Raw genomic sequence first — 18,775 nt, forward strand, 5'->3', positions numbered from 1 at the left:
TTAGGTTAAAACTATTTTAAGGCATCAACGAATCGTTGCCAACCTTCATTTCCAGCTGTATCATCCTTAAAGACTCCCGCATTTTCTAGAACATTGGCAAAGACATTAGCAAGCTCTTGTTCCATAACCTCATCGACATTATCCGCGGTGATATTAATCCTTGACTGAACTTCTTTTGCCCATGGAAGATGACTATCTGCAATCTTATTTTCAGCGCCAAGCCAAAACTTCTTGACTTCATTTAATTCATCTTTGAGCCGTGCTGGTAAGATTGCTCGACCCATCACTTCAATTAAACCAATATTTTCCTTTTTAATGTGCCATAGTTTTTCATGGGGATGGAAGATTCCGAGCGGATATTCAGCATTAGTATTATTATCCCGCAAAACTAAATTGAGAACAAACTTATCGCCCTCCCGATGCATGATAGGGGTAACAGTATGGTGCCGCGTCTGTCCATCAAAAGCTTTAATGTCAAGACTTTCATCACTGTATTGATCCCATACCTTAATAATATGGGTACCAAGATCAATTAGTTGTTCAGCATCTGTACTAGTTAAACGAATATCACTCATTGGCCAGTTAACAATTCCCGCATCAACAGCTGGATATTCAGCAAAGTTCAATTCTTTCTTAATGGAGGCTTTCATCATTGGGAAAATATGCTTACCACCTTGATAGTGCTCATGAGCAAGCATTGAACCACCAACAATTGGTAAATCAGCGTTACTTCCAACAAAATAGTCCGGGAATTGCTTTTCGATTTCAACCAGGTTAATTAAAGTTTGCCGATTGATCTTCATTGGTTCGTGCTTACTATCGAGGAAGATACAGTGTTCGTGGAAGTAAGCATACGGAGAATACTGGAATCCCCATTGTTGGCCACCTACTGTAATCCGAATAATACGGTGGTTGCTTCGTGCTGCTTGCCTAAGGCGTCCCTTGTAACCCTCATTTTCCATGCAAAGGGCACATTGTGGGTACTTCTTAGCGGTATCATGAGCAGCCGCTGCAATTGCTTTGGGATCCTTTTCCGGTTTTGAAAGATTGATGGTAATTTCAAGATTGCCGTACCTAGTTGGTTTATCAAAGACAACATTCTTCTTGATAGCAGCTACTTTAACATAATCGTTGCTGGTACATAGCTTATAGAACCAATTGGTCGCGGTTGATGGAGATTGCTGGTACTTTTCCCAGAACTTATGATTGACTACTGATGGCGTTGGGGTCATCAAATCATAAAGCTGATCGTTTAAAATTTCCTTAGCAGTTTGACCATCATCAATTTTGCCACGTTTAACAGCTAGATCAATGAGTTGGCTAACAACCGGTTCAGCATCTTTAGCTTCAACATCTTCATCACCAACAAAGCCCCGAATCTTGTTTAAGACATAGATCCGGTCGAGTAGTTCATAAGTTCCACTAGCAATTACTTGGTCAGCAAACTTTTCCATTAACTTCATTTTCTCATTCCCCCACTAAAATACTATTAAAGCTTATGTGGTCCATCAACAACTTCAGCATCATAGAAACTGGCATCGTAACCAATCTTGTCACGATAAATCTTGCCAACGTTTTTCTTAAAGTTATCTGCTTCAGATTTTTTAACAATAGCAATCGCACTGCCGGCAAACCCACCGCCGACCATTCGAGCACCAAGGCAGCCTGGTTGATCCCATGCGTTTTCTGCTAACGTGTCAAGTTCTTTACCAGTCACTTCATAATCGTATTTAAGTGATACATGAGAAGCATTGATTAGGCGGCCTAATTCTTCAAGATCACCCTTCTCCATTGCATCAATGGCTTTCTTTGTCCGTTCATTTTCACTAACTGCATGACGGGCACGACGAATTAATGTATCATTATCAATCAAGTAAGTGTATTGGTCAAATGTATCGGAATCTAATTCACCCAACTTATTAATATTTAGTTTCTTGTTAAGGCGTTTAACTGCTTCTTCACATTCTTGAACCCGTTCGTTGTATTTAGAACCAGCTAAGGAGTGATTCTTATTAGTACTCATGATAACTATTTCATAGTCACCAAGTTCAAGTGACAGATACTTATATTCAAGGGTATTACAATCAAGATAAATTGCATTATTTTCTTTACCCATTCCGACAGCAAATTGGTCCATGATTCCGGAATTAAGACCAACAAAGTCATTTTCAGTCTTTTGGCCAAGTTTAACTAATTCAATTTCATCGATATCAAGATTAAATTCATCTTTCAAAATATTACCCATCAACATTTCAATTGATGCTGATGACGATAAGCCTGAACCATAAGGAAGAAAACCATGGATGTATAAGTTAAATCCGTGATCAATCTTGAAGCCCCGTTGCTTTAGATAAACAAGCATCCCCTTAAAGTAGTTAACCCACTTTTCATCTTTAGCACTTTGCGGTTCTGTATCATTAATGTCAAAAGTAATAATCTTACTGTCTTCTTCTTTTGCTGAATTAGCTGAGTAAATGGCGACTGTTGTGTCCTCACGCGGTCCATATACCCCATAGGTTCCAATACTGATTGCACATGGGAAAACATGACCGCCATTATAATCAGTATGTTCCCCGATCACATTAATCCGTCCTGGTGAGAAAAATACATCCTTCCCCGGTTCCTTAAATACATCTTGGTATTCAGCTAAAAATTGTTGCTTATCCATCAGAATAACCTCCATACATCAAACAAACATTAGTAAACTTTTACTAAATATAATTTACTACTTTTTAACCACCCCGTCAATAAGCGTTTACAAATAAATCAATACAACAAAGAAAACGATTACACGAAAGCGAAGTTGATATACACGATCCATCTTTTAATGCTACACTTGTTATAAATAATTGGAGGATTCAAATGAAGAAATATCAACCAACCGATCTAATTAAATTTGCTTCACGTACTGGACGCTGGACCGTTAAAAAGATTAATAATATGCCTACCTTATACACCACTAACCTTGGCAGCAACCTTCGTTTTAAGATTTCGAATGCTAAAAAATGTCAAATTGCTGTTTTGCCAAATCAAAATCCCCTATCTCCTAGCCAAGTGTTTGCTTTTCGAATTGATGGCGGAAAGTGGCAACGGGTACAAGCTAGCTTAGAAAAAATTGATATTCCACTTGATTCGACATTACATACCATCGAAATAATGGCAGCCGGTAATTCCGACATTGACGAAGTGTGGCAAGGTAATGAAGGCTTTGCAATTAAAAACATTTATCTCGATAACGGCGAAATTATGGCAGCCCCGCAGCGTCCTGTGGTCAACTTTATCGGTGATTCAATCACGGCCGGTTGTTGGGTAGTTGGCAATCACCCTGCCGCTGACTACCGACCAGAAACTAACTATGCGGGAATCTGTGCAGACCTGCTTAACGTCGATAGTGTTCGAATAGCTTACTCTGCTGGAGGAGTGCTAAGACCTGCTACTGGCGGGGTACCAACTGCCGATGTCTTTTTAGGAAAAATTGATGCTCAAACATCATGGACGCCTAATCATCCTGATCTCAACGTAATTAATTTAGGCGTTAATGACCGTCGTTTTCCCTTAGCCCAGTTTATTGCCGCTTTCGACCTTTTTATCCAGCAAGTTAAGCTAACCTTTCCCCATGCTCCTTTAGCAATCATGATTCCTTTTAGTCAGACTTTTGCTTCTGAGATTCGAAAAATCGCCATTAAACATGAATGTTCGATAATTGAAACCAAAACTTGGCACCATAGTTTCACTGATGGGCTCCATCCTGATCAAGCTGGCGCTATCGCGGAAGGAAAAATGCTTGCACAAGCTTTACAACCTCTTTTATCTCAATTCAGTGTACAATAGTAATAAGAGTTAATACGAGGAGGATTCTCATGGCTAACCAACGCTTACTTCCAATAAAGAATGGCTATAATTTTCGTGATCTTGGAGGTTATCCAACAGCAGATGGGCATCAAATCAAATGGCATCGGCTTATCCGTACAGGCTCACTTGCTCGTTTGGATCAAACTGATCTCACTGTTTTAGATAATATTCCTATTTCTCTAGATATCGACCTCCGCGCTCCCGATGAAGTAAAGAAAGACCCTGATCGAGTGCCCTCCCAAGCAAAGTATTATCATTTGCCTGTTTTCGAAGCCGACGAAACAGATGCCTCGCATAGTGATGAAGAAATCGCCGCGCAGATGCAACAGCCAGGAAACGGTTATCACCATATGATTGATGTTTATCACCGAATGACTACGGCTGCTTCAGCCAAGCAAGCTTACCAGAAATTATTTAATCTCTTATTGAATAATGAACGCGGTGCCTTGCTATTTCATTGTACTGCTGGTAAAGATCGGACAGGGATGGCTACTTATCTTATCCTCAGTGCCCTCGGGGTTGAGCAAAAGATTATTATGGAAGATTACCTGTTAACGAATACTGTTACTCAGGAGTTCCGTAATCACTGGTTGCAAGATATGCGTAATCATGGCGCTAGCGAGGCACTAGTGACAAATCGGGCTGCCCTTGCCTCAGTAGCTCCTGATTACCTAAATACAGCAATCAAAAGCATTACCCAAAATTACGGAAACGTTAATCAATATCTTAATAATTACCTTGATATTACGCCTACCGAAATAAAAGATTTACGAAAATTGTATTTAAATTAGGGTCGATTATAATTGTCTTATAAGGAGGAATTTTTATGCAAATCTCAGTACCATTAATTAATGGGATGTTAGCAGATGAATATGGTAAATATGCGCCCATAGCTGACATGCTAGCTGACCATCCAATCAAGTCATTTCCAATTAAAATTACCGACGCACCAGCAGATACAAAGACATTTGCACTCGTCTTTATTGATTATGACTCAACACCTGTCTGTGGTTTTACTTGGATCCACTGGTTAGCTGCCAACATTCCAGCAACGTTAACAACCATTCCTGCAAATGCTAGTCGAGAATTAGCAGATAAATTTGTTCAGGGAAATAATAGCAATGCCGGCTCGTTGGTTAATGGAAACCCATTGATTACTAGTGGTTATGTGGGTCCACAACCTCCCGACAAAACTCATGATTATACTTTAATGGTGTTTGCATTAGATGATACTTTACCCTTAGAAAATAAATACTGGCTTAATGACTTTATCCACGCGGCCAAGGGTCATATTCTAGCAAAAGCACAAATTGATTTACCAAGTCGTGCATGAGGAGGAACTTATAATGGAAACAAGAATCTTCTTTAATCCAGGCGATTCAGTCGCTAATATTCATGACTATAATGAAGCTGTTCGAAAGGGGCAAATTTTTAAACAAGCACGTCACAATGACGAACTTGTCATCGCTAAAGATCCTAACGATAAAGAATACGCAATTTTTTATGCTAAGGATGCCTTACCAGCTGAACACAAGAAGTCAAAGCCCTACGAAATTAAAAATCGTCTTTAAAAATCGAGTAGGAGATAATTGATTAGTTCAATTATCGACCTCTCACACCACCGTACGTACGGTTCCGTATACGGCGGTTCGACAACTTAATCACATTGAATTGACTGGAGCGTCTTGGACATATTCATAAGTCCGAGTTGTTCCAGTTTTCTATTAGTTAGAGAATAGCTCAAGGTCTTACTATGTGCAGTTCGCCAGTAGCCCTTTCGGGTACTAGCGAAGACATATGCATCATGCTGGGGCAGCCCCAACTTCTGTAAGTTAGTTACCTTAGTTTTAAACTTTTTCCATTGCTTCCAAATATACTGCCTTATTCGGACCCTCAACCACTTGTCAAGGCGTTGAATAAAGTTAGTTAGTTTCCCAATTGAGTAGTACTGAAGCCACCCACGCATTTTTCGATGAATTTCTTCAAACATTCTTGTCAGAGATATTCCACGATTACGTTTAGTTAATAACTTCAGTGCTTTCTTTACTCGTTGTTGCGATTGTTTAGCTGGACGGGCGTAGGCCCCATTGTGGTCTACACCCAACGAAAAGCCAAGAAACTTCAACCGTAGCGGGCTACCGACTTTGGTTTTATCTGGGTTCACTTTAACTTTCAAGCGCTTTTCTAGAAACTGGGTAATGCTTCGCATTACTCGTTCTCCGGCTCGTTGACTTTTAACATAGATGTTACAATCATCCGCATAGCGCACAAAGTGGTGACCACGTCTAGTCAACTCTTCGTCCAACTCATTTAGATAGATGTTCGCCAGTAGTGGTGACAATGGCCCTCCTTGTGGGGTTCCTTTTTCACTCTTAGCGAAAAGCCCATGGTCTAAGACTCCGCTAGTTAGAAACTTACGAATGAGTCTTAGTGTCCATGGGTCATCAATATATTGTTGGAGATACTTAATCATCAAGTCATGATTAACGTTATCAAAATAGGCTTTTAGGTCTAAGTCGACAACTCTTCGATAACCTTGATTATAAAGATCTACTACTTTTGAAATAGCGTCATGGGCCCCACGGTGGGGACGGAAGCCAAAGCTATTATCAGAGAAAATACGCTCAAAGATAGGCGTAAGAATTTGGGCTACAGCTTGTTGAACCATTCGGTCCACCACCGTTGGTATTCCAAGTCTTCTTACTCCACCATTAGGCTTCGGAATTTCTACCCGTTTGACTGGAGCTGGTTTATACTTGCCCTCACGCAAACTAGCGATCAGTTCCGTCTTATTTTCTCTGAGATATGGCAGAAGGTCATTGACTGTCATATCGTCAACGCCTGCTGCTCCTTTATTTCTCTTAACTCGCAAATAAGCCTGATTAAGGTTATTGCGATCCAAGACCAGGTCTTGGATAGTGACACTCATACCTTTACCTTCACCATAACCGGTACTACGCGCCCTTGTGTACTTTCGGTTTTCCAAACCTATCCTCGACAAGCGGTCAGCTTGTTGTTCTGTTTTCTGCGATTGTCGCACCTGATTACACCTCCGATATAAGTTACAAGTTATTGTCGTTCAGTCCTTCATCTGATTATTCAAACTACTATGACCTCGGCTGACTTCTGGCTTACTCAACACTGCATCACTGCACCGCTTGTTTCTGTGGAAATTAAACTTATTCCTCTTGTCGGAAACGTGTAGGCCAGATCTCCCCGGGTAAGAATATTAGCTTTCGTACCATGTCATCGTTAGCTTTACTGAGACCAACTTCGAGTAGTATTGGACTTCAACTTGTCTAGCAGCCTTATCCAGTTAATTTCAGCCTTATAGCTACTTCTTGTTCATCGATGCAGTACTTTGCCTTAGACTTCCTTCAGATTCCACCTCACGGTGGACACCCTTGTCCTCAGCTCATGGTTCCGACTACTACGGCCCATAGCGGACTTTCACCACCTAGCTAATACCCATGCCGGGCGCACTAGAAAATGAGGTTGGAAAAATAATCCAACCTCTTTACTATTTTAAAGTATAACCTGCCAAAACGCAGTAGCTGGCTGGATTCTGAACGTTGATAAATCAACGTCCAGAACACCCCAATAGGCTAGCTTCGCGTCGTAGCGATCCTTGCGGGAGTGGGACTAAAAACTCGCAAGCGAGTTTAGTCCCACTCCCATTTTCTATTTCGATAAAAAGCTTAACGACCACCAACAATTTTGGCTGTCGCATTTTCAAGCCGTTCAATTAATGAATCAGCATCGTTCTTAAAGTCATCAACAAACGAATTCGATTGTGGTTGAATGCGTCCTGCTTCATCACCCATAATATCTGTAACGACTAGGTCATCCCCATCCCACTTCACATCATCATAATGACCTTCAAGAGCTTCATCAAGAAATGCTTGGAGTATATCCCGAACAGCATTTTGAATAACAGCCTTTTCGTCAACTTGCTCACCACGTACTTGATGTTGAGCCAGCTGCATTGCTACTTCTTCCATATTTTTTGGAATTTCAACGCTCATTGTGGATTCCTCCTCTAAAAAATTAATGGCGACGTAATTTCCGCCGAGCCTTTTTACTAAACTTGATTCCTTGAAGGGACTTCTTTTTCCGCTTTAATTGTGAATCAACTTGGTTATCACTACGCTTAACCACTTGTTGTTTTTGTTGTATTTCGCGCTGACGCTTGAGCAGGCGCTTACGTTCATATTCGCCCCATGGATTCAATAGGCCACGCATAAAATCAGCAACTTCCTGCTTATGATCGTCCATCCACGCTTCTGCCACTTCTGCATCATCAGTATCGATACCATTACTATTGATGAATGATAAAACTAATTGTGTTTCCCGCTCATCACGATTTAATGAGGCAAGCATGTCTTCTGATGGTTGCATATTAGCAATTGCCTTTAAGCCCAGCTTGTATTGATCCATGTTAATATAATCATTTTGCTTCAAGTATTCAAACAAGGCTTGCGCGCTCGGTACGATGTTGTGAATTTGCTTAATTGAAATATGTGGATCTAATGGCATCATCATGCCTAATACGCGTTGCAAGTTGCTGAAAGTCCATTGACCTGGATATTCATTGCATTCTTGAACCATTAATTCCAAGAACTCTTGCACAACATAGTTCAACTCAACATCATCTAATTCAAGATTATTGAATTGGGAAGCCGACTTAATAGCTTGTTGCACGTTTGCTAATAAGTCCTTGAACTTCTCCGGTGTCCATGCAATCTCTTTTTTAGCAGGACTTGCTTGAACCGGGGTTGCTTCTGCTTTGTCATTCTCTGCATCCCCATGTAATTGTGCCCACGTCTTATGTGCTTTCCGACACTCGTTCATCTTTGTCCGTTGTTCTTCCATTGCTTTTACAACTTCCGCAAGATTTTCAACTTTCAAAAATTCTTGATAAGCTCGCAAAACTGGAACAACCGCAATTCCAAATTGATTAGTTAGTGCTGGATCAGCGATAAATTCCCCGACCATGACCGCTTTTACTGCTTCTGGTGTCCAAGTAGTATCGGTCAAATGCTGATCATTTGCCATCTGGTTATTAAAACGCGTCAAAATATCCTGTGCATGCTTTTGCTGATTAGCAGATAACTGATGATAGTTGGACGAAGTAAGAAACTGGTCAATATGTTGTTCTTGTTCGTTCATTATCTATATATCCTCCGTCTCCAAATTGAATTTTCCTTTCTATCATATCATAATTATATCTAGTAAATATAACAAGATTGCTAATATACAAGGAGAAACTATACCAATGCAACGAAAAAAGATCCAAGAAGCAATGAAAAATGTCTATTTTCAAAAAATGACTGCCAATGGCTATCATGAAATTGAAGAACAAATTGCAAAATTACAACAGCAAAGACCCGCAAAAATTGAACAATTAAAAGCAGCTCGTGCTCTTGGTGACTTATCCGAAAATACGGAATATAGTACTGCTAAGCGTGAATTACGTCACCTTGAGAGCAGGCTTCGGTACCTCAATAAACAACTTCAATATGCTGAAATTGTGACCCCCAAGAATGATCACACTATTGATTTAGGGACAACCGTGACAATTGAATTTGAGGATGACCATGAACAAGAAACTTATCATATTGTGGGAAAGCAGGAAGCTGATCTTGCCAAACAAAAAATCTCCTTTGATTCTCCCTTTGGTCAAGCCCTTCTTCACAAAACAGCTGGGACAACTGTAACTGTTGAAGCTCCACAATCTTCATATAAAGTTAAAATTGTTAAAGTTGAATTATAGTGTTGATAAGTCATTCGATGTTCCGTAATCCGCTAAAGGAAATTTTTAAATTTATTATTTTCAACGATAGAGTTAATCTTCCGCCCTTTACTTAATCTAAGCGACTGATTAAATAAACTTTAGGGTATTGCATCCCTGATTTTGACCCGGTATACTATTAAACGTTGCTTTTTTTGCATCCACAATATCTTGTGTTACTAGCCGGTGGTAACCATAAAATTGTACAACATATAGTAGAGGGAGTTATATTAATGATTAGCGATTATTTTAAATTTCTTACCCACCAATTAAAGGGCTGGCCACAACAAAATTATTACCTATTCTTTTTCAGTCTTGGCTGTCAGGTAATGACTTTAGTTAGTGCTCCAATAACGTGGGTAACTGTCATTACATTTATTGGAACCACGCTTGGAGTACTTTGCGTTTTAGCAATCAATGCTGCTAAGTCGGTAAATGGTTTCTTAGGTATTTTATCAGCATTATGTTTCATCATTGCTGGTTTTAGTGCTAAAAATTATTTAAGTATTGCCGAACAAATCGCCTATGTTATTACCCTCGATTTACCAGTATTACTTTCCGCAAATTGGAATGTTAACATGGCATCAAAGATCCGTAAATTCAATGCTCGTTCATGGACGGTTGCCATCATTGCAACAATTATTGTTTATTTTGTTTCTGGTTATTTAATCGGTCATCTTACTGACGATCCACGACCATGGATTGATGCAATAAGCTTTTCCATCAGTCTTTCCGCTGGTGTTATTTGCTTCTTGCGTTTTAACAACCAATATTTCTGGTGGCTTGCATCTGGTCTTGCACAACTAGTACTCTGGTTTGTTTCTTACAAGCAAGGATCTGCCACTTTAGCAATGGCCGTTAACAGCTCAATTTACCTTATTAATGATGTTCTCGCCTTTACCATTTCACCATGGTACAACGAACGTGAACGTCAACGTCTCAGTAAGGAAGAAGCAGCCTATGCCAAAGAATTGGGCTTAGAATAAATCTAAAAACAGCAAAGAGATTGAAAATTCAGTCAATTTGCTGTTTTTTGTTTAATATTGTTTATTGTATTCATAAACTAATTCTGGTTCACGACCAGTACGATGATAAGCATTTAATGCATCTATCTGTGCCATTTCTTGGGCGTTAAGTTCAAAATCATAAATATCAGCGTTTTGGGCAATTCGCTCTTCATGAACTGACTTGGGAATAAAAGAAACACCATTCTGGAAATGCCACCGCAGTATAATTTGCGCGGTGGATTTATTATGAGCAGCAGCAATATCTTTTAATGCTGGTTCATTGAGAACTGCTCCTCGCCCTAATGGACTTCAGGCTTGCGTTACTATTTGATGTTGAAGATTAAATTCTAATAGTGGTTTTTGTGTTAATAGCGGATGCAACTCAATTTGATCAACAACTGGCATTTCATTTGCTTGGGTTACTAAATATTGAAGATGAATCATTTGGTAGTTGCTTACACCAATTGACCTAGTCAGCCCTTCTTTTTTCATTTCTTCAAAAGCTCGCCAGGTATCAAAAAATGAGCGTTCAATTGGCCAATGAACAAGCAACAAATCAACATAATCCATTTGTAATTTACGTAAGGATTCTTTGACAGATTCAATAGCCTTATCGTAACCTTGATTTTCTTCTGCCACTTTAGTTGTCACAAAAATATTATCGCGCGTCATGGTAAGTTCTTTACTTTTGTCGGACTTTTGGGTGTTGCAGTCCTTGCCTACGCCTATTATCTTACAATTACGGTTAAGCCGCGGATATCTGCTTTAACAACATTCATGACTGCCGTCTTCTTAGTTGTATACCTTATTTTTATTGCTGGTAGCATCATTGTCCTTAAATTCCTGCAAAAAAAACAAAGGATATTACTATCGTCCTCGCCACTTTATTGCGGTTTCCGGAATGTTACAACGGATGGAACAAAATGGCGCTAGTCTTGCAACGATTTGTTTACTCTGTAGCTCTGTCCTTGTAATTTTATTTACGTCCTTAACTATGTATGCCGGTATTAATGATACGCTTAATTCTTTTGCCCCACGTGATCTTACAATTATCACCTCGCAGAAACTCACTGCACAACAAGAATCGACCATCAATTCTGTTGCTAAAAAGCACCACGCTCACCTTAATAAGCCCGTTACCTTTACAACGAGCGCTCCGCAATACGGCTACTGGGAAAATAATCGTTTCATCAACCAGGGTGATTTACAGGATATGACTAATCAAACTACCAATATGGTCATTACCATGTCAACGGCAACTTATAATCGGATTGCGGATAAACATGTTAAATTAGCAGCAAATAAGGCTTTGATTTATTCCTCTGCTAAAGAACATCGTGGTACTTTACAGATTGGTTCGCAAAAATACCAAGCTACTCCCATCCATGACTTTAACTACTACTTCAATCCAAGTCACGCTATTTATTCACCAATTTTTATAATCACAAATAAACTTCCGGCAAACACTGCCATAATTAACTTCACAGGAATTAATTATCGCTTAAACGGCAGTAAGAAAGCTCATCTTAACTTTAAAAATGATCTTCAAGCCCAGCTTCACTTGCCAAACCAAGCATATTCTTCCCGGACAAATCTTCGTAGTCAATTGACCAGTCTTTATGGCGGAATCGTCTTTTTAGGAATTCTCATTAGCTTTGCCCTAGGAATCACGACAACGGTTGTAATTTACTTTAAACAAATTACTGAAGGTTATGAAGATCAATATCGCTTTAAGACTATGCAACAAGTTGGATTAAGCGAGAAAGATACAACCAAGAGTATTCATAGTCAAGTATTGATGATCTTCATGTTGCCAGTAGTTGGTACAATAATTAATCTTTGCTTTGCGATCCCTGCAATTCGACAAATTCTAATTCAATTTAACTTCTATAATGTTCGATTGATGGCGATAATTGCCGTATCAATCACTCTTGTCCTTCTATGCCTTTACTTTGCTATTTATGGACTTACTACCAGAATGTACCGTAAAATCGTTGAGCAAGGTTAAATACTATAAATTGACATTTCTTATTTTAATGGTTACACTTTAATTACTATAAATAAGTACGACCGATAAATGAGGAGATGTCGTTCATGATTCTTATTAACACCACCATCATAGAAAAACTTACAAGCTGTTGCTAAACTGTTTACGACAGATTAAACTGCCTTTATTTAGGCGTGATTAATCTATGTTATTGTTTAGTGACAGTTTTTAGTTTGATTTAGATTATATCGAGGTGATTCCATGACGGCAGATCCATTAAGAATAGGAATTCTCAACTTAATGCATGACAAAGTAGATACTCAACTGCGATTTACAAAAGTACTTTCTGAGGGACCCTACAATGTTGATGTACAATACTTTTACCCTCAAACACACTATACTTCTCGCCCTGTCCCTGACCTTGTTCAAGAGATTTCCCAGCCTTTAGATTTAAAACAAGCTGCTACAATGGATGCTTTTATTATCACTGGCGCCCCAATCGAACAACTTACATTTGAAGAAATTACGTATCTTGATGAGATTCATCAACTGATTGACGTATTAGTTGCCAATAACATTCCGCAACTTTACGTGTGCTGGGGAGCGATGGCGGCTGCTAACTACCTTTATGATATTCCCAAATTTCAATTACCTGAAAAAATTTTTGGAGTCTTCCACAATTATTTGCGCGCGCAAGACCCCCTCTTAAAAGGATTACCTGATGGCTTTCTTGCTCCCCATGCTCGTTATGCCGAACTTGATCTTGCCAAGATTATGAAAGATCCCCGATTAGTTATTAATGCTGTGACCAAAAATAACTTCCTATTCTCGTTCCGTGCTCGAGAAAAGAACCAATACTTTCTTTTCTCTCATCTTGAATACGGGAAGGATGCCCTTTTAAAGGAATACTTACGAGAACGGAATGCTAATCCCGGCGTTAAGTATATCAAGCCGCAAAACTACTTTCGCGATCCGCTTCATATGAAAGATCCCAAATTTAGCTGGGCAACTACCCAACGAGTGTTCTTTGATAATTGGCTTCATTCAGTTGCGGATCACATCGCTACACAACAATTTGTAAAGGAGTAATTAATATGACAGAAATCACAAATTCAATCGTAAATTTAATCGGTAACACTCCGATTGTTAAGTTAAATCGCGTTGTTCCTGAAGATGCAGCAGACGTCTATGTAAAACTTGAATTCTTTAATCCTGGTGGTTCAATTAAGGATCGGATTGCCCTTGCCATGATTGAAGAGGCAGAAGAAGCCGGTAAATTACAAGCAGGGGGAACAATCGTTGAACCAACTTCTGGAAACACCGGTGTTGGGTTAGCAATGGTTGCTGCTGCCAAGGGATACCATCTTGTCATCACCATGCCAGAAACAATGAGTGTTGAACGTCGGAAACTCATGCAAGGTTATGGAGCCGAACTTATCCTTACTCCTGGTGCTGACGGAATGAAGGGTGCAATTGCAAAAGCAGAAGAACTAGTTAAAGAAAAAGGCTACTTTATGCCAATGCAATTTAATAATCCAGCAAATCCAGCAATTCACGAAAAAACTACAGGAAAAGAAATTCTTGAAGCATTTGGCGATGATATTCCTGACGCCTTTGTTGCTGGTGTTGGGACTGGAGGAACACTTACTGGGGTTGGTCATGCATTGAAAAAAGCTAATCCTAATGTTCAGGTTTATGCTCTTGAACCAGCAGAATCTCCAGTATTAAAAGAAGGAAAAGGTGGCAAGCACAAGATTCAAGGGATCAGTGCTGGCTTTGTCCCGAAAGTTCTTGATACTGATGTTTATGACGGAATCCTCGAAGTTAAGAGCGATGACGCAATTGCGATGGCACGTGAAGTCGGTCATCAAGAAGGAATTCTTGTTGGTATCTCGGCTGGTGCTAATATCAAAGGTGCGATTGAAGTTGCCAAAAAGCTTGGTAAGGGTAAGCAAGTTATTACTGTTGCTCCCGATGGCGGTGACCGTTACCTTTCAACAGAATTATTTAATTACTAAAAATTTATTGTATTGAAGAATATTATTAACAAAAATGACCAAGGCTCACAATTGCTAAACCTTGGTCATTTTTTCATTTTATAGTATTGGTGAAAGCAAGCGAGAAAAGTATTGCTTGAATTTCCGCCACTTTGACTGATTAGCAAAATACTCAGGAGTAAGTAACGTACTCTTTTTCATATCATTTTCAAAATCTTGCTTTAACTGCGCTGTTAGTTTTTCATTGTACGCAAATGCATTGACTTCAAAATTAAGTCTAAAGCTACGGTAATCCATATTTGCCGAACCAACAGAAGCAATGTTGCTCCCACTAACCATCGTCTTTGAATGAATAAAGCCATTATCGTACTTGTAAACTTTTACCCCATTGTTCACTAAGTATTTAGCATAATATTCCGTTGCCCGATAAACAAATGGATGATCAGGCATGCATGGGATCATAATTCGGACGTCTATTCCACTTCTTGCGGCAATTACTAATGCTTCCAGCACTGAATCTTCTGGAATAAGGTATGGCGATTGAATATAAACATATTTTCGTGCCGAACTAATAATTGATTCATATCCCCGTCTAATCGAATAATTTTCATTATCCGGCCCAGAAGATACGATTTGCATTGGGACCTCATCTGGATCGCCATCTGGTGCAACCAGTTCAAAATTCTTAAATTCTTTTTCAAGGTCAATTTTCTTTTTATGAGTTTTTCGACAGGTTGTATTCCAGTCCATTGCAAACCGCACTGTCATCATCATCGTTGCTTGTCCGACGACACGGAGGTGGGTATCACGCCAATAACCAAACTTAGGATCTTCGCCAAGGTATTGATCACCGATATTGAATCCACCAATGTAACCAATCTTGCCATCGATAATAGCTAGTTTACGGTGAAGATGATAATTTAACCGTGGCGTTTGAAAATAAGCTTTGGCAGCAGCAATAAACGCTTGCGCTTCTCCACCTAATTCTTCTAAATGCTTAAAAAATTTGAAAGTAGTTCCATGAGACCCACTTAAATCATAGAGAACACGGACTTTTACTCCTCGTGCAGCTGCATCTTCTAAGGCTGCCAACACCCGCTTCCCTAGATTATCAGCATAAAAGGAATAGTATTCAATATATACATGATCAGTTGCATGATTTATATCGTCAATTAACTTATCAAACTTCTTTTTCCCATCAATAAATACGTGAACTTTATTATTAAAGGTTACTACTGAATCATTCAAACTCAAAAAAAGGTTAACCAAATGTTCTTCACTTAATTTTCGTTGCTTTTCAAGATATTTAGTCCGTAATTGTTTTTGCTCATCTTGAATACTAAATATCTCATCATGGGATAATTGTCGTCCCACAAAAAGATATAGGATAAATCCAACTACTGGCAAAATAGTTAAGACTAATAGCCATGCCCAAGTTGATGCAATATCCCGATGACTACGAAAAACAGTCCATACTGCAAAAGCAATGTTAATCAACCATAGGACTTCAATAATGCGGCGAATAACATCCCATGTCCAAACAATATCCATAATTTAATAATCTCCCTAGTAGTATTACTAATTCATTATAGCCATTATTTGCTTACTTTTCAGCAGGTTCAGAGATTATTTTCGGTAAAAACGACGAAGGGCAAAAGATAAGCCGATCGCTAAAAGTCCGTACACTGCACCTACATAGCCAAGCATCGTTAAATTAGCAAAGTTAACAGTAGTCGAAGCCGTGAAAGATCCAAGTGAAATTCCAACATTAGCGAAAATCGAAATTAACGATGTTGCTAAAGCTAATGACTGCGGATATTCTTTTTCCGCTACACTAATAAATACCAGTTGAATAGTTGTTCCATATATAATTACAACGACACAAAGAGCTGCTAGAACAAGCATTCCCGTGATCTTATTTCCTAATGCAATCCCAAGAATAAGACTTAAGATTGTCATGAGAATAAAGACAAATGGTAATTTGTGAACCCCATTATGACTCGCAACGATTCCAGCAATTTCATTACCAATAATACTCATTACCCCTAAAAGAAGCAGCAACCAATTTAAACTAGTTAAGCTAAAGCCCATCACAGTAGTAATTAGCGGCCGGACATAAGTATAGAAAGTATACTGGAGACTTAAGACAGCCACCGTGATTCCAATCCCTAATAAAACACGGTGATCTTTTAATAGCGCTAACTGTTCTAAAATGCTCCCTTTAACTTGAGGTGTATCACGAGGAGTAAGCCAGGCTAACAATGCAAATACAATTAATGTTAATCCCGAAATGATCCAAAAACTATCGTGCCAGGAAAGTAACGTTGCGATGGTTGTACCAAGAGGAACCCCAATGACCGACGCAATACTAAAACCTGCGCCGACCCACGCTAGAACCATTGGCCGCTTGTCCATTGGTGTAATTATACTAACTAGCAAGTTAATTAATGAAATAATGGTTCCAGCAACAGCGGCAGTAATAATTCGCGCAAATAGGAGCCAGCCAAGTGTTGGTGCCATCGCAGTTAAAGTATTACCAATAAAAAAGACGGTCATTAATAGCATAAGAAGCTTATATCGATTCTAATTGCTAGTTAAGGTAGTAATAATTGGCGTACTAATCGCATAGACTCCTGCAAAAGCTGTCACCAAAAAACCAACTGTGAAAAGCGGAACATGATAACTTCGTGCAATATCTGATAAAACGCCCACAACCATAAACTCATTACATCCCAGCATAAATGCAACAAGAATAAAAGTGAACGATCGTAATTTGGCGTGCTTCACAATAAACCTCCTTTTTAAAACAAAAAATTTTCCGGAAAAAGTCAATCCAGAAAATTATAAACGTTTAACAATTAATTTCCAATAGTTTTGAACTATTTAGCTTAATAAAGTTGTGATTGATAAGCAGCAAAGGTTTTATCATCAAAGCAAACCATCGTTACTTGATCAACATAATTGGCAGTAGGGAGAAAATCTTTAATCGTCTTAATCGCAATTTTTGCTGCCCTTTCAAGCGGGAAAGCATATACCCCTGTACTGATAGAAGGAAAAGCAACCGTTCGACATAAATGTTTATCAGCCAACAGCAAACTATTGTGATAAGAATTGGCTAACAATTGATCTTCATCATTATCACCACCATGCCAAATCGGTCCAGGCGTGTGAATAATAAACTTGGCTGGCAAGTTAAAGCCGCCAGTTATCCGCGCTTCTCCCGTTGGACATCCATGAAATTTTTCACAGGCGCCATATAACGCTGGGCCAGCTGCTCGATGAATCGCACCATCGACACCACCCCCACCCATTAAAGTTGTATTAGCGGCATTAACAATTGCATCAACTTTTATTTTGGTAATATCTCCCTTGATTACGTTGATTTGCGGCATTATTTAGCCCTTCTTTCTTTAAATTGCGGAAATAACCAAATTAATCCTGTAAAAGCAATACTTTTAATTGCAACCACAAAGCCAATCCCAAAATCACGTCCGTTATTATAGCTATCAGAAATATTGAAACGGTAATCACTTATCTTCATTAATAAGACAGAGATAATAATGAGTGTTATTATCATTCCAACTTTCTCTTGTCCTTTAACTTTCTTCCAATCACATTTCGATATCAAATAGTAAACATTTAATAATGCTATTCCAACCATAACACCTAAAACAACTCGCCAGATTGAACTAAGAGAAGTAGTTTTTACTAAGCCAATTGTCTGAAACAAGAAATAAATGCATGCAAGAAAGTTAATAATATATGAAATAGTAAAAGTATTATCTTTCTTAGCATTCATAGTGTGCTCTTCTTTATAGTTATTTATCATCTCATGATCCTCCCGTAATAAATCATCCAAACTAACATGGTAGAGATCACTTATTTGAACCAACATAAAAATATCAGGATAACTTCGACCATTTTCCCAACTAGAAATTGTTTTACGTGAGATCAACAATCGTTCTGCTGCATCCTGCTGAGTCCATTCTTTTTGACGACGATATAATTTCATTTTATCGGCAAATTTCAATAAGTTCTCCTACCTTCAATTAAATTTATTTCCCGGGAAATTAACTATGCTTAAACTTTACCGAAGAAGGCGATATTTGTCACGCTAAGAATCATAGCAAACAAAAAGGCT

General features: G+C 38.9%; 17 protein-coding genes and 2 pseudogenes. 9 read left to right on the plus strand and 10 right to left on the minus strand.

What is annotated here, in order from left to right; translation table 11 throughout:
• Positions 1 to 11 precede the first annotated feature (11 nt).
• Both SH603_RS10465 and SH603_RS10470 read right to left on the minus strand, forming a co-directional pair.
• Positions 12 to 1,463: a UDP-glucose--hexose-1-phosphate uridylyltransferase gene (locus tag SH603_RS10465; RefSeq protein ID WP_321533938.1), complete on the minus strand. Its 1,452-nt coding sequence runs from the start codon at positions 1,461 to 1,463 to the stop codon at positions 12 to 14.
• Between the two features lie 26 nt (positions 1,464 to 1,489).
• Positions 1,490 to 2,668 (minus strand): galactokinase, encoded by a 1,179-nt coding sequence (locus tag SH603_RS10470; protein WP_321533939.1) that lies wholly within the window; start codon positions 2,666 to 2,668, stop codon positions 1,490 to 1,492.
• A gap of 194 nt (positions 2,669 to 2,862) precedes the next feature.
• On the opposite strand from SH603_RS10470, the gene SH603_RS10475 reads away from it, so the two are divergent.
• From SH603_RS10475 to SH603_RS10490, 4 genes are read left to right on the plus strand one after another with little or no spacing between them, the layout of a single operon-like run.
• Positions 2,863 to 3,831 carry an SGNH/GDSL hydrolase family protein gene (locus tag SH603_RS10475; protein ID WP_169470960.1) on the plus strand — a complete coding sequence of 323 codons (969 nt, stop codon included), beginning with the start codon at positions 2,863 to 2,865 and terminating at the stop codon, positions 3,829 to 3,831.
• Positions 3,832 to 3,860: 29 nt separating this feature from the next.
• Positions 3,861 to 4,643: a tyrosine-protein phosphatase gene (locus tag SH603_RS10480; protein WP_169477843.1), complete on the plus strand. Its 783-nt coding sequence runs from the start codon at positions 3,861 to 3,863 to the stop codon at positions 4,641 to 4,643.
• 35 nt (positions 4,644 to 4,678) lie between these two features.
• Positions 4,679 to 5,185 (plus strand): YbhB/YbcL family Raf kinase inhibitor-like protein, encoded by a 507-nt coding sequence (locus SH603_RS10485; RefSeq protein ID WP_169473083.1) that lies wholly within the window; start codon positions 4,679 to 4,681, stop codon positions 5,183 to 5,185.
• Positions 5,186 to 5,198: 13 nt separating this feature from the next.
• Positions 5,199 to 5,423, plus strand: a complete 225-nt coding sequence (locus SH603_RS10490) for a hypothetical protein (protein ID WP_113897172.1) — start codon at positions 5,199 to 5,201, stop codon at positions 5,421 to 5,423.
• An 86-nt stretch (positions 5,424 to 5,509) separates the two neighbouring features.
• Here the strand turns inward: SH603_RS10490 and ltrA are convergent, their stop codons facing one another.
• From ltrA to SH603_RS10505, 3 genes are all read right to left on the minus strand, one after another.
• Positions 5,510 to 6,892 carry a group II intron reverse transcriptase/maturase gene (gene ltrA, locus SH603_RS10495; protein ID WP_321533904.1) on the minus strand — a complete coding sequence of 461 codons (1,383 nt, stop codon included), beginning with the start codon at positions 6,890 to 6,892 and terminating at the stop codon, positions 5,510 to 5,512.
• A gap of 658 nt (positions 6,893 to 7,550) precedes the next feature.
• Positions 7,551 to 7,877, minus strand: a complete 327-nt coding sequence (locus SH603_RS10500) for a hypothetical protein (protein WP_169472516.1) — start codon at positions 7,875 to 7,877, stop codon at positions 7,551 to 7,553.
• Between the two features lie 22 nt (positions 7,878 to 7,899).
• Positions 7,900 to 9,021, minus strand: coding sequence for a hypothetical protein (locus SH603_RS10505; RefSeq protein WP_169477397.1), 1,122 nt, complete (start codon positions 9,019 to 9,021; stop codon positions 7,900 to 7,902).
• A 106-nt stretch (positions 9,022 to 9,127) separates the two neighbouring features.
• On the opposite strand from SH603_RS10505, the gene greA reads away from it, so the two are divergent.
• Together greA and pnuC are read left to right on the plus strand one after the other, a co-directional pair.
• A complete protein-coding gene (gene greA / locus SH603_RS10510) occupies positions 9,128 to 9,625 on the plus strand; it encodes a transcription elongation factor GreA (protein ID WP_169477398.1) in 498 nt (165 codons plus the stop codon).
• Positions 9,626 to 9,876: 251 nt separating this feature from the next.
• Positions 9,877 to 10,629, plus strand: a complete 753-nt coding sequence (gene pnuC, locus SH603_RS10515) for a nicotinamide riboside transporter PnuC (RefSeq protein WP_169471575.1) — start codon at positions 9,877 to 9,879, stop codon at positions 10,627 to 10,629.
• Between the two features lie 51 nt (positions 10,630 to 10,680).
• Here the strand turns inward: pnuC and SH603_RS10520 are convergent.
• A pseudogene (locus tag SH603_RS10520) lies at positions 10,681 to 11,334 on the minus strand (aldo/keto reductase); the annotation flags it as partial.
• 229 nt (positions 11,335 to 11,563) lie between these two features.
• Between SH603_RS10520 and SH603_RS10525 the strand changes: the two are divergent.
• The 3 genes from SH603_RS10525 to cysK all read left to right on the plus strand — a co-directional run bounded on the left by SH603_RS10525 (position 11,564) and on the right by cysK (position 14,655).
• Positions 11,564 to 12,658, plus strand: a complete 1,095-nt coding sequence (locus SH603_RS10525; protein ID WP_321533940.1) for an FtsX-like permease family protein — start codon at positions 11,564 to 11,566, stop codon at positions 12,656 to 12,658.
• Positions 12,659 to 12,898: 240 nt separating this feature from the next.
• Positions 12,899 to 13,726 carry a homoserine O-acetyltransferase/O-succinyltransferase family protein gene (locus tag SH603_RS10530; RefSeq protein ID WP_321533941.1) on the plus strand — a complete coding sequence of 276 codons (828 nt, stop codon included), beginning with the start codon at positions 12,899 to 12,901 and terminating at the stop codon, positions 13,724 to 13,726.
• 5 nt (positions 13,727 to 13,731) lie between these two features.
• Positions 13,732 to 14,655 carry a cysteine synthase A gene (gene cysK, locus SH603_RS10535; RefSeq protein WP_169471573.1) on the plus strand — a complete coding sequence of 308 codons (924 nt, stop codon included), beginning with the start codon at positions 13,732 to 13,734 and terminating at the stop codon, positions 14,653 to 14,655.
• Positions 14,656 to 14,733: 78 nt separating this feature from the next.
• Here cysK and cls read toward each other — a convergent pair whose 3' ends face one another.
• The 4 genes and pseudogenes from cls to SH603_RS10555 all read right to left on the minus strand — a co-directional run bounded on the left by cls (position 14,734) and on the right by SH603_RS10555 (position 18,664).
• The gene (gene cls, locus SH603_RS10540) at positions 14,734 to 16,185 is read right to left on the minus strand and encodes a cardiolipin synthase (RefSeq protein WP_321533942.1); all 1,452 of its coding nucleotides are present in this window, start codon (positions 16,183 to 16,185) and stop codon (positions 14,734 to 14,736) included.
• A gap of 75 nt (positions 16,186 to 16,260) precedes the next feature.
• Positions 16,261 to 17,421: pseudogene (locus SH603_RS10545) on the minus strand (MFS transporter).
• Positions 17,422 to 17,522: 101 nt separating this feature from the next.
• Positions 17,523 to 18,026 (minus strand): O-acetyl-ADP-ribose deacetylase, encoded by a 504-nt coding sequence (locus SH603_RS10550; protein ID WP_169471506.1) that lies wholly within the window; start codon positions 18,024 to 18,026, stop codon positions 17,523 to 17,525.
• Positions 18,026 to 18,664, minus strand: coding sequence for a helix-turn-helix transcriptional regulator (locus SH603_RS10555; RefSeq protein WP_321533943.1), 639 nt, complete (start codon positions 18,662 to 18,664; stop codon positions 18,026 to 18,028). The genes SH603_RS10550 and SH603_RS10555 overlap by 1 nt, the downstream gene beginning before the upstream one ends.
• Positions 18,665 to 18,775: the final 111 nt, after the last annotated feature.

The sequence above is a fragment of the Limosilactobacillus reuteri genome (assembly GCF_034259105.1).
Taxonomy (GTDB): domain Bacteria; phylum Bacillota; class Bacilli; order Lactobacillales; family Lactobacillaceae; genus Limosilactobacillus; species Limosilactobacillus reuteri_G.

Excerpts from the sequence above, each read along its gene's own strand:
- SH603_RS10465 (WP_321533938.1), bottom strand. The coding sequence starts at position 1,463 with ATGAAGTTAATGGAAAAGTTTGCTGACCAAGTAATTGCTAGTGGAACT.
- SH603_RS10470 (WP_321533939.1), bottom strand. The coding sequence starts at position 2,668 with ATGGATAAGCAACAATTTTTAGCTGAATACCAAGATGTATTTAAGGAA.
- SH603_RS10475 (WP_169470960.1), top strand. The coding sequence starts at position 2,863 with ATGAAGAAATATCAACCAACCGATCTAATTAAATTTGCTTCACGTACT.
- SH603_RS10480 (WP_169477843.1), top strand. The coding sequence starts at position 3,861 with ATGGCTAACCAACGCTTACTTCCAATAAAGAATGGCTATAATTTTCGT.
- SH603_RS10485 (WP_169473083.1), top strand. The coding sequence starts at position 4,679 with ATGCAAATCTCAGTACCATTAATTAATGGGATGTTAGCAGATGAATAT.
- SH603_RS10490 (WP_113897172.1), top strand. The coding sequence starts at position 5,199 with ATGGAAACAAGAATCTTCTTTAATCCAGGCGATTCAGTCGCTAATATT.
- SH603_RS10500 (WP_169472516.1), bottom strand. The coding sequence starts at position 7,877 with ATGAGCGTTGAAATTCCAAAAAATATGGAAGAAGTAGCAATGCAGCTG.
- SH603_RS10505 (WP_169477397.1), bottom strand. The coding sequence starts at position 9,021 with ATGAACGAACAAGAACAACATATTGACCAGTTTCTTACTTCGTCCAAC.
- greA (WP_169477398.1), top strand. The coding sequence starts at position 9,128 with ATGCAACGAAAAAAGATCCAAGAAGCAATGAAAAATGTCTATTTTCAA.
- pnuC (WP_169471575.1), top strand. The coding sequence starts at position 9,877 with ATGATTAGCGATTATTTTAAATTTCTTACCCACCAATTAAAGGGCTGG.
- SH603_RS10525 (WP_321533940.1), top strand. The coding sequence starts at position 11,564 with ATGGAACAAAATGGCGCTAGTCTTGCAACGATTTGTTTACTCTGTAGC.
- SH603_RS10530 (WP_321533941.1), top strand. The coding sequence starts at position 12,899 with ATGACGGCAGATCCATTAAGAATAGGAATTCTCAACTTAATGCATGAC.
- cysK (WP_169471573.1), top strand. The coding sequence starts at position 13,732 with ATGACAGAAATCACAAATTCAATCGTAAATTTAATCGGTAACACTCCG.
- cls (WP_321533942.1), bottom strand. The coding sequence starts at position 16,185 with ATGGATATTGTTTGGACATGGGATGTTATTCGCCGCATTATTGAAGTC.
- SH603_RS10550 (WP_169471506.1), bottom strand. The coding sequence starts at position 18,026 with ATGCCGCAAATCAACGTAATCAAGGGAGATATTACCAAAATAAAAGTT.